This window comes from Enterobacter sp. 03-F-07-AD-ECC (assembly GCF_047530935.1).
Classification (GTDB): domain Bacteria; phylum Pseudomonadota; class Gammaproteobacteria; order Enterobacterales; family Enterobacteriaceae; genus Enterobacter; species Enterobacter cloacae.
Map to the genome: position 1 here is coordinate 1 of NZ_JBLKBZ010000075.1, position 702 is coordinate 702.

Genomic DNA, 702 nt, shown 5'->3' on the forward strand with positions numbered 1-702 from the left:
TCACGCTGAAAATGCCGGCCTTTGAATGGGTTCATGTGCAGCTCCATCAGCAAAAGGGGATGATAAGTTTATCACCACCGACTATTTGCAACAGTGCCACTTCGACGACTACCTGCTGCCGGCCGAGAAGTTCGCCGCACTCAAGCGCGAGCAGGCCCTGCCCCTGGCGATCAACCCGAACAGCGACCAGTACCTGGAAGAGCGTTTGCAGCTGCTGGACGAGCAGTTGGCCACCGTCACCCGCCTGGCCAAGGACAACGAGCTGCCCGATGCCATCCTCACCGAGTCAGGGCTGAAAATCACCCCGCTGGATGCGGCGGTGCCGGATCGGGCGCAGGCGCTGATCGACCAAACCAGCCAGTTACTGCCGCGCATCAAGATCACCGAACTGCTGATGGACGTGGACGACTGGACGGGCTTCAGCCGCCACTTCACCCACTTGAAGGACGGGGCCGAGGCCAAAGACAGGACGTTGCTGCTGTCCGCAATCCTCGGTGATGCGATCAACCTCGGGCTGACCAAGATGGCCGAGTCGAGCCCCGGCCTGACCTACGCCAAGCTGTCCTGGCTGCAAGCCTGGCACATCCGCGACGAAACCTATTCGGGGTCGGTTCCGGCTGAGGGCGAAATGACACCCTAAGCGTTAGCTCTGTGTCGTTGCACGATGTCAGCGACGGTATTCTTGCTGATACCGAGCTCGCG

General features: G+C 60.7%; 1 pseudogene. It reads left to right on the plus strand.

What is annotated here, in order from left to right:
- Positions 1-100 precede the first annotated feature (100 nt).
- Positions 101-604 (plus strand): annotated as a pseudogene (locus tag ACMWKA_RS25695) (Tn3 family transposase); the annotation flags it as partial.
- Positions 605-702: the final 98 nt, after the last annotated feature.